12 protein-coding genes are annotated in these 15189 nt (G+C 42.4%); 4 read left to right on the top strand and 8 right to left on the bottom strand.

The features are described 5' to 3' along the window. On the bottom strand, positions 1-807 hold the full coding sequence (locus IJ00_RS19840) for a tetratricopeptide repeat protein (RefSeq protein ID WP_046814872.1): 807 nt from the start codon (positions 805-807) through the stop codon (positions 1-3). An 832-nt stretch (positions 808-1639) separates the two neighbouring features. Here IJ00_RS19840 and IJ00_RS19835 point away from each other — a divergent pair. Then, on the top strand, positions 1640-2845 hold the full coding sequence (locus IJ00_RS19835) for an AAA family ATPase (protein ID WP_035155881.1): 1206 nt from the start codon (positions 1640-1642) through the stop codon (positions 2843-2845). A 77-nt stretch (positions 2846-2922) separates the two neighbouring features. On the opposite strand, the gene IJ00_RS19830 is transcribed toward IJ00_RS19835, so the two are convergent. Next, on the bottom strand, positions 2923-4308 hold the full coding sequence (locus IJ00_RS19830; protein WP_035159352.1) for an aminopeptidase P family protein: 1386 nt from the start codon (positions 4306-4308) through the stop codon (positions 2923-2925). Between the two features lie 43 nt (positions 4309-4351). Continuing rightward, the gene (locus tag IJ00_RS28475) at positions 4352-4558 is read right to left on the bottom strand and encodes a hypothetical protein (RefSeq protein ID WP_144416061.1); all 207 of its coding nucleotides are present in this window, start codon (positions 4556-4558) and stop codon (positions 4352-4354) included. Positions 4559-4858: 300 nt separating this feature from the next. Here IJ00_RS28475 and IJ00_RS19820 point away from each other — a divergent pair, with 300 nt between their 5' ends. Further along, positions 4859-5299 (top strand): DUF4332 domain-containing protein, encoded by a 441-nt coding sequence (locus IJ00_RS19820; protein ID WP_035155875.1) that lies wholly within the window; start codon positions 4859-4861, stop codon positions 5297-5299. 91 nt (positions 5300-5390) lie between these two features. On the opposite strand, the gene IJ00_RS19815 is transcribed toward IJ00_RS19820, so the two are convergent. After that, on the bottom strand, positions 5391-6005 hold the full coding sequence (locus IJ00_RS19815) for a TetR/AcrR family transcriptional regulator (RefSeq protein ID WP_035155874.1): 615 nt from the start codon (positions 6003-6005) through the stop codon (positions 5391-5393). Between the two features lie 212 nt (positions 6006-6217). Here IJ00_RS19815 and IJ00_RS19810 point away from each other — a divergent pair, with 212 nt between their 5' ends. Together IJ00_RS19810 and IJ00_RS19805 are read left to right on the top strand one after the other, a co-directional pair. Continuing rightward, a complete protein-coding gene (locus IJ00_RS19810) occupies positions 6218-7759 on the top strand; it encodes a pitrilysin family protein (RefSeq protein ID WP_035155873.1) in 1542 nt (513 codons plus the stop codon). A gap of 78 nt (positions 7760-7837) precedes the next feature. Then, a complete protein-coding gene (locus IJ00_RS19805) occupies positions 7838-9310 on the top strand; it encodes a pitrilysin family protein (protein ID WP_082127462.1) in 1473 nt (490 codons plus the stop codon). Between the two features lie 278 nt (positions 9311-9588). Here IJ00_RS19805 and IJ00_RS19800 read toward each other — a convergent pair whose 3' ends face one another. From IJ00_RS19800 to IJ00_RS27875, 4 genes are all read right to left on the bottom strand, one after another. Next, on the bottom strand, positions 9589-10308 hold the full coding sequence (locus IJ00_RS19800) for a peptidylprolyl isomerase (protein ID WP_035155870.1): 720 nt from the start codon (positions 10306-10308) through the stop codon (positions 9589-9591). Positions 10309-10456: 148 nt separating this feature from the next. Beyond that, positions 10457-10681, bottom strand: a complete 225-nt coding sequence (locus IJ00_RS19795; RefSeq protein WP_035155867.1) for a hypothetical protein — start codon at positions 10679-10681, stop codon at positions 10457-10459. Positions 10682-11050: 369 nt separating this feature from the next. Next, on the bottom strand, positions 11051-14212 hold the full coding sequence (gene infB, locus IJ00_RS19790) for a translation initiation factor IF-2 (protein ID WP_035155864.1): 3162 nt from the start codon (positions 14210-14212) through the stop codon (positions 11051-11053). A 653-nt stretch (positions 14213-14865) separates the two neighbouring features. Beyond that, positions 14866-15138 (bottom strand): YlxR family protein, encoded by a 273-nt coding sequence (locus tag IJ00_RS27875; RefSeq protein WP_082127362.1) that lies wholly within the window; start codon positions 15136-15138, stop codon positions 14866-14868. Between the last annotated feature and the right edge of the window lie 51 nt (positions 15139-15189).

The following is a 15189-nucleotide window of genomic DNA, read 5'->3' as shown; positions in this document are numbered from 1 at the left end:
TTACTTCTGAGTTTCCTTGAGAATCTGTAACACTTGCTCGTATTTTTTCCGATTACCTTGTTGTTGATAGAACTCAGCAGATTTTTGTAAATCTTGCATTCCCAACTGTTGTTCTCCCATATCTAAATAGAGAACACCGCGATTTTTATAGGCTAAAGCGTAATCTGGCTTGAAACGAATTGCTTGAGTATAATCTGCTAAAGCGGCTTCCGTATTATCCATTTCTGAGTAAATATTACCACGATTCAGATAGGCAATATAAGCTCCGCTATCTGTCCAATTATTTAATTTAATGGCTTTTGTGTAATCAGCCAGGGCAGATTTTTTATCTCCAAGATTATAATAAGCTAGACCACGATTGTAATAAATTAAAGAGTCACGGGGCTGCATTTTAATCCCCTGATTATAGTCCGCGATCGCCCCCTTACTATCTCCCATATCATCCAGGATATTTCCCCGGTTCAGGTATGCGCTGAAAATAGTGATTTTACCCCAGTTTTGGTTAATTTGAATGGCTTGGTTATAGTCTTCTAGCGCTGCTTTGTAGTTTCCTTGGTCATAGTAAGTCAAGCCTCGGTTGTAGTATGCTAGGGAATAGCGAGGATTTAACTGAATTGCGGCGGTAAAATCGGCGATCGCACTGGCAAAATCTCCCGCATCAGCTTTTTTGACACCTTGATTGAGCAGTTGTATGGCGTTATTTTCCGCAACCACCACTGGTGCAACTACTTGAGCATTCACTTGAGGAGTTGTCGCAAAGACAGTCATCATACCCAAAAAGACAAGGGAAGTAGAGGTAAATTTCATTTTTGCTTGTTAATGTAATATTTGTATCCAGGATTTTCCCTTGCTTAGTATGCCCAGATACAAAGGCTATGAAACATCATCTCGAAGAATTATTAGAGACAAACCTTATTGAATGATTGATTGCACAGATATTAAACAATATTCATTTCAGTAATATACTTAAATTTGGAGTGTTTTAAGTCACTTATTATCACCATAACTCCCACCTCAAAAAGCTTGACTCTCAGCAGACATTATGCAACTTGACAACAGACCACTCGCATACTACAATGTAATACAAGATAATCAAAGAAAACCTTATTTTTAAACTTGCAAATTTCCTGCTTGCGTGTCCCAACCGTTAGAGCTTACATACACTAGTACGAGAGGAAAGTTACCGTTATCCTATAATAACGGGCGAGAAGCAAGAAAATAACAGAGAACCTAGGAGGTTGGCTTGAAAGCAGCTATCCTTTAAAGAGTGCGTAGTAGCTCACTAGCGGAGTTATTTTTGAGTGATGAACGCTTGGCTCTGACAACTTACACGCAAGTAGTTTATACTTTGATCGCCAAACCCTATTTACTGAAGTCAGTAGAGATATTTTCAAAGGTATATTTGTCAGTAAGTTCAAGGAGTATACAAATTTTCACCCTGATAATTGCAAATAGAGATGTAAGTGTATAAGGGTTTTATCTATAAATCCTGTTAACAAACCAAGAAATGTCCTCAGTATTTAGATAGAATATCCAGGTGAATATTATTAAAGATAAATTTCTGTAGCTCTACAAATATAATTTTTACCGACATATTACCGACATATTTATAAAATAATACCCACAACCAAATCAGAAAATGGAATTTGACTATTTTAGAACTCAAGACAACGTACCCAATAATACTAATAATCGCCAAGGTTTACTTGCCAGTGGTTGGCGACCTTTGCAGCGAGAATTTGATTTTGGTTATTTTGCCGAGTTAATGTCAAAGGATTCACGGGAATTAAGTCAAAAAACCTTCAATTTGGTGAGTAATTTGGCTGAAACCCTAGGGCGAAATAATTATGCATGGTGGGCAAACTTATTGAATTTAGCTTCAGAAAATACCCGCTATGAAGTAGAAAAATACTGGAATTTTATTACTCCAGAACCTATTTATCCTGATTACCGCTACAAAGAAGTTATTGCCACAGAAACACCCATTGTCCAATTTGTCAGTCGCAATAGTATTCCTATTGAATATGTTTTAAATAGACTACAAGAAATTACTGTTTTACGGGTTTTAAATTTGCTTGCTGCTCCAGATATTATTACTCAATACTATTCTGAGCGAGAGTTCTATTTCCCAGTAGATAGATTTCTGAATTGGGAACGCTTAGATGTGATTAATACTGTGTATGCTTACTGGTCAAAACATGATATTTGGCTGCAAATTGACCCCTATGACCGAGGTAAGCGACAATATACCTTAATGGCGAAAAATCTCACTCCCTTAATCAATAAAGCTACCTATGATTTAGCGGTGATGTTGAGTGGATATCAGAGTCGAGTTGGTAAGGTTCACAGTCAATTTTCAATTCGCAGTTTTCCCGCAGATATTCAGAGTTTTACTGATAACGTACAGCAAGCAATTCTTGATCAACAACAGTTAGCTGTGTTAGTTCATGGAGAACCGGGAACAGGTAAAACTGCGTGGACACAAGCGGTTGCTAAGGAAATTTTAGTCCCCCTGGGGTATGTAATTTTCATTCTCGACCATGACGCGATCGCCAACTTTGTTCCACCGACCTACTTAGAGAAAATCTGTATTATTATTAACGAAGCAGATAACCTGGCTCAAAACCGTTCCAGCGAAATTGCCCAGTCTAATAATAAAACCGAGCATATTCTCAGTTTACTGGATGGTACTTTATACCAGAGTGTAATAGATGATTCTGGTATTCAGATAAATCAACGTCTAGTAATTCTCATGACTTGCAACACCACGGAAAGACTCGACCCCGCAATGTTACGTAAGGGTCGGGTAGATTTGATGTATGAGTTTATCCAGAAGTTTGTTTAGAAAATTCCCAATTTATGGGATAAGTCGAGAATTTTGCCATTAACTAACTTTTTACGAATTACGAATTACGAATTATTTTAACCCTGCTGTACCAACTCCTCTACCATATCTATTTGACTGGGGAGAGCAGCAGTTAACACTTCATGTCCATTACTGGTGACTAGGACATCATCTTCGATGCGGATTCCTCGGACATCGGCAAACTCTGCTAGACGTTCCCAATTCACCAAATATTGGTACTGGGAGCGGACTTTGGGGTCATTGAGGATAGCGGGGACTTGGTAAAATCCCGGTTCAATGGTGACTAACATTCCCGGTTCTAGGGGACGGTTAAGACGTAGATAACTTAAACCAAAGCGATCGCTACGGGTTCTTCCCTCACCATACCCAGCTAAATCCCCCAAATCTTCCATATCATGGACATCTAAACCGAGTAAATGTCCGATTCCGTGGGGAAAAAATAACGCATGGAGATTTTTATGCACCAAATCCTCCGCTTCCCCCCGCAGAATTCCCAAATCAACTAAACCACTGGCGATCGCCAGACAAGCTTCCCGATGCACATCTGCATATTCTATACCGGGTTTAACCATGGCGATCGCGGCTTGTTGTGCTGCCCAAATTACCTGATAAATTGCCCTTTGGGTGGGTGAAAACTTCCCATTTACGGGGAAAGTTCGGGTAATATCTGCTGCCCATCCTCCAGGTGTTTCTGCCCCCACATCTGCCAATAATAAATTCCCAGGGGTGAGGGAATGATGGTAGCTATCATTATGTAACACCTCCCCATGGACAGTGACAATACTACTGTAAGCAGTGGTCATGTTATGTGCCATAATTACCTGCTCCATAGCTGCCCGCACCTGGGATTCTCCCTGGGATGACCTCACAGCAAGCATTCCCGCTCTGTGTGCCGCCACAGTCACCTCCGATGCTTTACGTAATTCTGCGATAGCACCTGTATCATGGGTCAGCCGTAGCTGAATAATTGCCTTTGCCAGTTGCCAGTCAATATCCTGGGGAGGTTGTTGCGGTAAAACCCAGCGATTTAGTAACTGTGATTGTAATGTCCATGTAGCAGCATCTTGGACGGCGATCGTGGCTGCATCTGTCACCCTTTGGGCTAATTCTGCCATGGGGTAGACAGCAATAGCACCAATTTTTGCCCCTATTTCTTCTATGGAAGGTGTTTCTCCGTACCATAAAGCATTACTCGCAGGTGCTTCATCCAGGAATAATTCTAAATTTCCCCCTTGCAGACGGATAGCTGCATTCCGTAAAGGCAACCCCGTAAAGTAAAGAAAATGGCTACTAGCACGGAAGGGAAAAATATTTGCAGGGAAATTACGCGCAGTACTACCCCCTGACCATAAAACTACGGGAAAGTCTACTAATCTATGTAAATTTTGACGACGCTGACGCAGAGTTTCCAGGAGCGAATTATCTATTTCTAAGGGCAACATGGGCATTTTATGGAGTAATTGCAGAGTAAAATCTGTGACTTAGCTAGTCATTATCATCGTCATTTTTACGCTGATTCTGGTAATCTTTATTACCTTTTTTCCCTTTTTTCTCATCGTCGTCATCGTCATCATTTTGACGTTTTTCCTGGGTATTATTTTTGTCTTTATTCTCGTCGTCATCATCGGGAGTCCCTTGGGTTTCAACCTCTTGAGACTCAGTTTTTTCTGGGGAAGTACTATTTGTACCCATATTACAACTTCCTAACCCCCCACCTAGGATGAGCAAGATGAATATCAAAAGAATCTTGTGCATTGTTGCTTGGTGCTTTAAATAATACATTGACCTGAATCCAACAGTAGGGAAAGAAATTACAAAGAGAACTGAATTCTGAGGTGTTATTTTCTGAATACCCCTATGGCAAGGATTGATAACATCCATAATTCTGTTTGTAACTTCTATTTTTAAGATAGTCTGAATATGTTTTTTTGATATCTAGTAATTACATAAATTTGCCAGAATATAGGGGTATATCATTTCTCAATTTTAGAAATGTCTCCTAAAAAGCAAATCAGGGTGAGAACTATCTCAGCCTGTAGTTGGTCAATAGAGCAATTACCAGGATTAAGTACAGAAGAACAAGTCAATCTCAAAGATTGCGGTATTCTCACAACCCTGGTTTTATTACAACAAACCAGAACCACACAAGCACGAATCGCTTTAGCAGGTAAACTACAAATTCATTTGCAGCATATCAATAAGTGGGTTGCTTTAGCTGATTTAGCAAGAATCCCCAGTGTGGGTACGCAATATTGCGGTTTATTGCTGCATACAGGCATAATTTCCACGGGACAGTTAGCAGAAATGCCGATTCATCGCTTGCAAAGACAAATTATGCGTTTACAAGTTGCGACTATGCAGCGACGGGATTTATGTCCCCCGGTGGAGTTAATTCAACGGTGGAGTCAGGAAGCAAAGGTAATTGGGGGATAGGGTAGAAAAAAGCAAAGGGAAGGGAGCAAGATAATTGGGGATGATTGATTTTTGGATGAGCAGTAAACACTCTAAATATTGCTCATAGGTTTTATTTATTTTCTAATACCCCATTTAAAAAGATATCAGCCAGCCCTTCCGCCATGTGCTGAATATCTTGAGGAGAAGCATTAGCATTTACCAAGGTGTTGTCAGAAAAACCCGCGATCGCAAACATTCCCAAGAAAACTTTGGCAACGAGATTCGCATCCATTTTGCGGTAAACTCCTTTATCCATAGCTGTTTGGAAGAAAGCTTCCGCCACATCTGTCATTTTCCCAATTACCTCTGACTGAATGCGATCGCGCAAATCAGGGTGAAACTGTGCTTCCATAAAGCAGACTCGCATCAAATCGGCATTTTTCTGCATATTCCACATTCTGCGACGCATCACCTGAGCCACAGCTTTATAGCTACCCATCTCACTCAACTCTGTCAGCAAGTCTGTGAGAATTTCTACCCACCCAGCAGTTGCTACCTCTACCAAAATCGCCTTTTTATTGGCAAAATGACGGAAGAGTGTACCTTCTGCTACACCTGCTGCCTGTGCTAAATCACGGGTTGTTGTACCATCAAAGCCTTGGGAGGCAAATAAACGCTGTGCCGCCTGTAAAATACGACTACGTGTTTGTGCCTCGGAAGGTGGAGGAGAATTAAAAACTCGCATAACGGTTATAGTGAAATATCCGGAACAGGACTCGTAGCATTATTGTCTAACTTCGAGTACAAAAAGCACAGAAACCTTAATACAAGATTAACGCCCTTATCCCCTAGTAAATCAGTAAAAAGTCTGCGAAATCTGTAAACAAATGTGAATCGAACAAAGAACTCCTAGATAATTTTTTGCACAACATCTCCCACAAAACCAATCAATCAGCGATGAAAACCAAAATCAATCGACTTGTCACCACGCTACTGTTAGCACTCACTCTCTGGTGGGGATTTTCTCCTACCGTGGCTTTTGCCCAAACAGCAGCACCTCCTCAAAAGACTTCGATTCAACCCTATCTCGATCAGGTAGTTAAAAATCTCACAGAATTTCGTCTTGCCAACGGCATGAAGTTTATTGTTTTAGAACGTCATCAAGCACCAGTTGTTTCTTTTCTTACCTATGCTGATGTCGGTGGAATAGATGAGCCAGTAGGAAAAACGGGAGTGGCGCACTTTCTGGAACATTTAGCTTTCAAAGGAACCAGCAGGATTGGTACAAAAGATTACAAGCAGGAAAAACCACTCCTAGAGCGTTTAGATCAGTTAGCAAGCCAAATTAAAGCCGCGAAAGCTGCGGGAAAAAAACCAGAACTAGCCAAACTGGAAGCAGAATTCCAACAAATCGAGGCAAAAGCAGCGACAATTTCTATCCAAAATGAATTGGGGCGGATTGTAGAGCAAGCTGGAGGTGTGGGTTTAAATGCGAATACTTCCACAGAAGCAACTCGTTATTTTTATAGCTTTCCCGCAAATAAGTTGGAATTATGGATGTCCTTAGAATCTGATAGATTTCTCGATCCAGTTTTCCGAGAATTTTATAAAGAAAAGCAGGTGATTTTAGAAGAAAGACGGATGCGAGTCGAAAATTCTCCCATTGGTTTGATGGTAGAAAAATTTACAGATGCTGCTTTCAAGGTGCATCCCTATCGCCGTCCAGTTATTGGTTACGATGAGGATATCCGTAATCTGACTACTGAGGATGTCAGAAAATTCTTTGCCAGTTACTACGCACCCAGTAATCTCACGATCGCCGTTGTCGGAGATGTCAACCCCCAGCAGGTAAAACAACTGGCAGAAACCTATTTCGGACGTTATAAATCCCGCAGTAAAACTGTCAGCAAAATTTCTCCCGAACCGAAGCAAACCGCACCCAGGGAAATCACTCTTCAACTAGCATCCCAACCCTGGTATTTAGAAGGCTACCATCGTCCAGCAGTCACCCATCCAGATAATGCAGTTTATGAGGTAATTGGTAGATTACTGAGCGATGGACGCACATCCCGCTTGTATAAATCCTTAGTAGAAAAACAACAATTAGCCCTATCAGCCCAAGGATTTAGTGGTTTTCCTGGGGATAAATACCCAAACTTAATGTTATTTTATGCCCTGACTGCTCCAGGTAAAACTGTTGAACAAGTGGCAGTAGCTTTGCGTCAAGAAATCGAGCGTTTAAAAACAGAAGCTGTAGCGGTGAAGGATTTAGAGCGAGTTAAAACTAATATCAAAGCGGAACTGATTAAATCCCTCAATTCTAATTCTGGTATGGCACAACAGTTACTAGAATATGAAATTAAAACAGGCTCCTGGCGCAATTTATTTAAACAATTAGATTTGATTGCCGCAGTCAAACCAGCAGATATTCAAAGAGTTGCCCAAGCAACATTTGTTCCGGAAAATCGTACCGTCGGAAAGTTGATTTCCAAAAAATAAGCTAAAGGAAAAATAATCAGGATGAATAAAAGCTATCCTCAGAATATGTACAGATTTAAATTGCCGGGTAAACAGCAGATGTTGCAGAAAAAAAGTTTGATTTATTCCTTACTGCTGTGTTTTGCCCTTGTCTGTTCTACTTTCAATTTTTCTTGGGCAGCATCGGCAGCAAAGTATTATACCGATATCAAATACCCGCCTTTGCCAGAGGTGAAATTACCGAAATATGAGCGGTACACCCTGAAAAATGGCATGGTTGTCTATTTGGTAGAAAATCATGAATTGCCTGTGATTGGTGGCACCATGATGATTCGGACTGGCGATCGCCTCGAACCTGGGGAAAAAGTAGGTTTAGCCCAAGCTGTGGGAGAGGTGATGCGTAGTGGTGGCACTACCAAGCATACGGCAGATGAATTAAATGAGATTCTAGAGCAAAAAGCTGCCACAGTGGAAACTGGGATGGGTGAAGGTGTCGGTAGTGCTGGTTTTGAATCTCTCACAGAAGATGCAGAAACGGTATTTAATTTATTTGCCGAGGTGTTGCGCGAACCAGCTTTCACCCAAGATAAAATTGAGTTATTTAAAACCCAGCAACGGGGTGGTATTGCTCGTCGCAATGATGATCCCGATGATATTGCTGGTAGGGAATTTCAAAAGTTAATTTACGGCAAAGATAGCCCCTACGCACGCACAACAGAATATGCAACCCTGAATCAGATTAATCGTGAGGATTTACTGAAATTCTATCGGCAATATTACTATCCCAATAATATGATTTTGGGGATTGCCGGAGATTTTCAACCTCAAAAAATGAAGGCTTTAATTAATGCTAAATTTGGTGATTGGCAAGCTAATCCCCAACTCCAGAAACCACAACTACCCGAAGTTTCCCAAGCACAGAAAGGGGGAGTCTTCTTTATCAATCAACCAGAATTAACCCAAAGTAGTATTCTAATTGGACATTTGGGTGGATTATTAAATAGCCCTGACTATGCAGCTTTAGATGTGATGAATGGGGTAATGAATGGGTTTGGTGGACGTTTATTTAATGAAGTGCGATCGCGCCAAGGTTTAGCCTATTCTGTCTATGGTTATTGGAGTCCCCGTTTTGATTATCCAGGGGTGTACATTGCCGGGGGGCAAACCCGCTCATCAGCAACGGTACAGTTTGTTAAGGCAATTCAAGCCGAAATCAAACGCTTGCAAACTGAACCTGTAGGTGAGAAGGAATTAGCTTTTGCTAAGGAGTCAACCCTCAATTCCTTTGTTTTCAATTTTGAAGATACGGGGGAAATTCTCTCTCGGTTAATGCGCTATGAATATTACGGCTATCCTAGCGATTTCCTTTTCCGTTATCAAAAAGCAGTTGCTAATACCACCGTCGCAGATGTGCAAAGGGTGGCGAAAAAGTATCTACAACCAGACAAAATGGTGACTTTAGTTGTTGGTAATCAAAAGGATATTAATCCACCCCTGACGCAACTAGCTAGCCAGGTGACACCAATTGATGTTACGATTCCCCAACCAACTGCTTCTCAAACAAAGAATTAATTTTTATTGCTGTAAATCTTGACTTAGGGTGGATGTTTCCACCTTTTTTTTATGTCTTGATAGGGATTATGCAACTATCTGTCACAGAATTTCCTAGGCAGAGATAAAAATAGTTTAAGTTTTTGTATATCCTGACAAAGCTACAGCTTTAAGAAAAGCAATGCTGACAACTATGAAAAAACACCCTGAACCATTAAACTGGGCAGTATTTACATTGGTTGGGGAAAGTTTTTAAATAAAAATTTGTCCTAGAAGCTGATACCCTGGGTTTGGTGAGACTAATTCCCAAGTTCCTGTTTTAACCATTGCTGAAATAAGTGATTGAGAATTTCTTGGTATCGTTGAGGTGTTAATTCTGCATTTAAGAATTCTTCCACCATCAATAAATGATAACCTGCTGTTGTTTTGATTGGTTCAATAATATGTGTGGGTAGTGCATTAAATACAACTGTTGCTAGCTCTGGAGCAAGTTGCCATCGATATACTTTACCCACATATCCACATTGATACTTTCTCAACTCATCGATTTCATAAATATGGGCAGCTTCATAGAAACTAATTTCTTTTTCGACTAATTGATAGTAAAGTTCTTGTGCTAGCTTGGCATCTTGAAGCAGTATTTCGTAAAGCCTTACTTGCTCAAAATCCTGCCGATTTTGGACAAAAAACTTTTCAACCTCTGAAGCAAATAGGATATGTGCTAATTTCTCAGCCAAAATCTGATGATAAATGCTATTTTCCCAATCACTGGGGTGAATTAATTCCCTATCTAACCAATCTAAGGTGTCTTGGACTTTTTCTAAACCTTTTTCCCGTCGTTGCTTTTCTGCTTCTAGTTCTATTTCTTCTGTAGTAACGATGATTTTTTCTGCTTGAGCTGTTTGCTGAATTAACTTTTGAATAATAATCTCTTGATGTATTCCTCGAAAATAAAATTTACTTTTGAGAAAGTTAATAATTTCCTCTGGTTCAATTAAGATTCCCGCACCATCCGTCATGATATCAAGTCGAAAAACAGTCTGTGTTGATTAAGATTGTAATTATTGGTAAAAATGCAAATAAGCAGCAATAGTTGAACTGACAAGCTACAGTCTTATCATACCGTCAACTCTGCTGCTACTGATATTGTTGCATTGTACTACTTTTTTAGTAAGCGAGATTTTCTAAGGTTTCCCGTAAATATTTTTGGACTTGCTGTTCTAGATTTAAGCTTTGCAGTTGTGTTTCTCGTTCAAGTTGCCAACCTTGAAAACCTGAACTAGCAGCGATCGCGCATTTGAGACTGTACCAAATCTCTGTATCGTAGGGTGACTGATGCTCTCCATTTATCAGTGGGTTTTGGGGAGTTGAATTGAGGGAAGTTTGAGCCATGGTTTCTCCACAATTGTTCTGATTTCCTATACCAATTCCAATTCTCATGTGTATAGAATACACTCAGCCTGTAGAAGATAATGTATAATTTGCTGCTTTTAAACTGGTTTCTAGACTGTATTTGAGAATAGTCTTGATTGGAAATAAATATTTGACTTTAAACCTGTCATACTGCGGGAAATTTTCTTTGACTGGGAAGTCTTTACCCAATGACATTAAATACATAGGACAGCGTTCACCGCTTCGGTAGAGCTTAGCTCTATCGCCAGTCCCCAATCAAAAAATAATTAATTGTTATTCTTGACATTATCAATTGTAATACTTATCAAGGACTCTAAGGAAGAGAAGTAACTCTCTTCCTCAGGAGTTTTACCTTGTCAAAGTCAGGCTCCGGCGTTTTGTCACCATTTGGAAGGCTTCAATAATATCGCCTTCTACCCAATCATTGAACCTATCGACACCAACACCGCACTCAAAGCCAGTGTTGACTTCCTTGGAATCTTCCTTCATCCGTTTCAGGGAATCTAGTCCACCTTCGTAGAGGACTTTACCACCACGGCGAACTCGAATCCGACAGTTACGCAGCAGTTTGCCATTTTGGACATAGCAACCAGCCACTGCTCCGCGTCCGACAGGGAAGACAGCACGAACTTCGGCTTGTCCCAGGGGTTCTTCCACCAATTCTGGCTCTAAGAGACCTTCTAAAGCACCTTGAATATCTTCTAAGAGTTTGTAGATGATATCGTACTCTCGAACATCTACCCCTGCCTCGTCGGCGGCAGATCTGGCTCCACTGGCGTAGGTGGTATTGAAACCGATAATTACCGCACCACTTGCCGCAGCTAAGTCAATGTCAGTTTGAGTAATTTCACCAGCAGCAGAGAGCAGCATACGAATTTGTACTTCGTTTTGGGGAATTTGCCTCAATGCACCCACGATTGCTTCTAGGGAACCTTGTACGTCTGACTTGAGGATTAAGTTGAGTTCTTTCAACTCGCCTTCCTGAGCTTGAGCAGAAATACTTGTGAGGGTGACACGTCCTTGCATCAAGCGAGATTGGCGTTGCTTCTCAGCACGTTTGGCTGCCAAGTTTCTGGCTTCTTTCTCGACAGCAAACACCTCAAATTCATCTCCGGCTGCTGGGACATCACTTAAACCAAGGACTTCCACGGCAAAGGATGGGGAGGCAACATCAACTCGTTTACCGCGATCGTCAACCATGGCACGAACCTTACCAAAAACTGGTCCTGCCACTAACAAATCGCCAACGTGCAGTGTCCCATTCTGAATTAACAGGGTTGCCACAGCACCTTTAGCCTTGTCAAGGTGAGCTTCAATGACTGTACCTCTGGCTAAACGGTCTGGGTTCGCTGAGAGTTCAGCAACTTCTGCCACTAAGAGAATCATTTCCAGCAAGGTATCAAGGTTTTCACCCCGAATAGCACTGACTGGAACCATGATGGTATCGCCACCCCATTCCTCTGGGGTTAAGCCGTATTGAGTTAATTCCTGTTTGACTCGATCTGGTTGGGCTGATTCCTTATCAATTTTGTTGATAGCCACAACAATCGGCACTCCTGCGGCTTGGGCGTGGCTGATTGCTTCGACGGTTTGAGGACGCACACCGTCATCAGCCGCAACTACAAGAATGGCAATGTCTGTCACCCGCGCGCCTCGTGCCCGCATAGCGGTGAAAGCTTCGTGACCGGGAGTATCGAGGAAGACAATCTGCTGTTCCTTGCCACCATGCTCGATATCTACGTGGTAAGCACCAATGTGTTGGGTAATACCACCTGCTTCCCCGGCTGCGACTTTAGTTTTGCGGATGGAGTCGAGAAGGGTAGTTTTCCCGTGGTCTACGTGACCCATGATTGTCACTACTGGGGGACGACGATGCAGATATTCTAGGTCAGCAACGTCAATCATTTCCGTGACTTTACGAGCTTCAGCTTCTGGCTCTTGGGTCTCGACTTCCACCTCTAGCTCTTTTGCCACCATTGTAATGGTGGGAATATCTAAATTGTGGGTAATACTTACCGCTAAACCCTTGATGAAGAGGATTTTGACAATTTCCGTATCAGCGATTACTAGACCATCAGCTAGTTCTTGTACGGTCATCGGACCTGTAACCATGAGAACTTCTGGACGCTCCCGTTTTTGTTCCGTGCTTTCTCGATTATTGTTGTTATGCCGATTATTTTTGTCACGGGGAGCACTGGGCTTTTTCCTAGTCGTGGGGGCTGATGCCATTATTGGCTGACTAGGTTTAGCTGCCTTGGGTTTAGGTGGTCTGACGATCGCGTTACTGACCTGGGTGATACTGGGCGCATCATCGTCCTCATCATCAAGGAAATCTTCATCTTCAAAGTCATCGACGATGGGCTTGAGTCGCTTACCTTTAGGTGCAGCCTTCGCAGCCTTATCTTTGAGTTCGTCAATTTCTTCCTCTTGCCACTTTTTACCACCTTTTGCCAGACGGGGTGGAGTTGGACGTTTAAGTTCAATGACTTCCGTATCTGGAGTGTCATCATCATCAGGCACAGAAGTGGTGGCTTCGGGTCGCACTGGTGCAACCAGAACAGGTCTGGGTGACATGGCGATGGGCGCAGAGGCTGATGCCGGCTGGGGTCGCCCTGGTCGAGAAGGACGTTGGACATCACCACCGCCCACTGGTGCAGGTCTACTGACTCTGCCTTCTGATTTTGTGGGCGCCCCTGCGGAGGAACGTACAGGTTTTTGTGGCGGTGCACCTGATGGGAGTTCTCCGGGATTTGGTTTATTTCCTTTACCTTTGGGTTGCTCTCGTTGGTCGCGATCGCGCTTGAGAATCGGTTTTTCGGACACACTCAAGGTCGCAGAGGCAAGAGGTTGTTGTGGTTGCTCTTGTTCTTGCTCTGTTTCTGTCAGAGGACGCGCTGGTGGAGCCGACAGTTGGGGCTTCTGTGGCTTTTCTGAGCGATTAGGTTTTCCGGATGCAGTCACTTCAGGCTTGGGTGTTTTTGCCACAGGTGGGTTGTTGTTAGCTGTGGCTGTCTGGTCTGCGTCTGTTACGGGAGGTTTTTCCGGGGTCTCAGACAAATTCCGGGGAACAGGTCGAGTAGGAGCCGTGGGCTTCATGGGTGAGACAGGAGTTGCGAGGGGGCGAGGTGGAGAAGAAAGGGAAGCCTCAGAAGAAGCAAGTGGGTTATTAGTAACAGATGACGCCTCTGGGGCGCTCGAATTAGGACTTTTCAATACTGTAGGTTTACGTATTTCCAAAATTTGTTGTTTGTTAGGTGCAGCAGGTCGATTGCGTCCGCCAGGTTGAGATGAATTTGGTTTATGACTGTTGGCAGTATGATCCTTTCTGGGTCGATTCATGGTTCCGAGTTTTTCGGCTTCGGCACGAATCAGTTCCGCTTCGGATTCTGTAATCGTGCTGCTATGACTTTTGACCGCGATGTTGAGCTGGTCGCAAATTGCTAATAGCTCTTTGTTATCCAAATTCAATTCCTTTGATAATTCGTAGATTCTTACTTTGGCGTTGTTCATCCACTCTTCCCCTATAATTTACAGTTTTAGCGGATGGTTGCCAGATAAAAGCGACATCTCCACCCTTTGATTACTGTGTTAGGTTGCCCTTAGTGAGTTTGCAGGTGCCTCCAATCAGGAAAGAGAGATGTTTCGGTTTAATACTGGCATCTCCACCGATTTTGATGGTTAATGGGTAAGGATAAAAATTTCGGCTGTAAAAAATCTTTATCTTTTCCCTTGACGCCGAACTGCGCGTGGGCGCTACCAGTTTGCCATTCTGTACTTTCTTTTTTTGCTGATTCTGAGTCTTCCACAACACAATAAACTTATATATTCTGGGAATTGTTGCTTCGCCCCGAACAACTTTGGTCGAGACAGTACCAACAACACCTATTTACTATTTTGGCATTACAAGCGCGATGCTGATGCCACAAATTACCACTTTTGCCGATAAATCCGCAAAAGAGGCTAAACCTTGGGATTACAAAAAGTACTTTTTGCTATGGGTTTTGTGACGCTGTAAACGCCTACGCAGAGGGTGGAAGAATTTGACCAGGGATTGAGAATTGGGACTCAGTGCTTATGTCTGAAAATTTCCCAACTCCTATGCTGAAGGTGTAATTTTCCAGACAAGCATTTGAGGGATGATTGGGGGATAACAGAATTATCAGCTAACTTACCGACTCATTCAATGAACTATGGGTTAAACGCTGCCATAATGACTGATACAGTGTTTCTGGCACTGCTGTCCGGAGCGATCGCCCTAATCGATTTTTTTTCTGAGCCATTGTCAGGCAACTAGCTTGGGGACAAATGTAGGCAGAACGCCCCATGCCCTCATCTAATTGTACCTGCATGGAAGGGAAGACGCGGACAACCCGCCAAAACTCATGCTTTAACCCTATTTTTCGACAGCTTATACAACGTCTATAATTTGGTTCCATTACTCCTATATTTGAATGAATAAGTTTTTGTACAACCTACCAGTGGGTGGC

This window comes from Calothrix sp. 336/3 (assembly GCF_000734895.2).
GTDB lineage: Bacteria > Cyanobacteriota > Cyanobacteriia > Cyanobacteriales > Nostocaceae > 336-3.
Note: the sequence above shows the minus strand (reverse complement) of the source record. Positions and strands in the feature narration are given on the sequence as shown.